Origin of the sequence: Myxococcus xanthus (genome assembly GCF_013116825.1) — a bacterium.
In the GTDB taxonomy this organism is placed as follows: domain Bacteria; phylum Myxococcota; class Myxococcia; order Myxococcales; family Myxococcaceae; genus Myxococcus; species Myxococcus xanthus_B.
Window position 1 is genome coordinate 1 of sequence record NZ_JABFNS010000337.1, and the last position, 415, is coordinate 415.

Genomic DNA, 415 nt, shown 5'->3' on the forward strand with positions numbered 1-415 from the left:
GTAGGTGCCCCGCTCGCCGCGCTCCAGGGCGGTCAGCATGCAGCGGATGGCCATGGTGGTCTTGCCCACCCCGGAGGGGCCGAGCAGCAGGGTGTTGGTGCCGGGCACCAATCCGCCGCCGAGCAGCAGGTCGAGCGCGTCCGAGCCCGTGGAGCGCGCCGTCGCGTCGAACGGCGTATGGTGCTCCGCCGCGATCAGGCGCGGGAACGCCAGGATGCCGCCGGTCTCAAGCAGGAAGTCGTGATAGCCGCCCCGGTACTTGATGCCCCGCATCTTGACGATGCGCAGGCGCCGGCGCTCGGAGCCGAACTCACGCGGAGACTGCTCCAGCGAGACCACCCCGTGGGCGATGCTGTGGAGCTGCAGGTCGCCCGTCTCCGAGGTGCGGTCGTCGAGCATCAGCACGGTGCAGGCC

General features: G+C 71.1%; 1 pseudogene. It reads right to left on the bottom strand.

The features are described from left to right. Positions 1-399, bottom strand: a pseudogene (locus HNV26_RS37605) (ATPase domain-containing protein); the annotation flags it as partial. Positions 400-415: the final 16 nt, after the last annotated feature.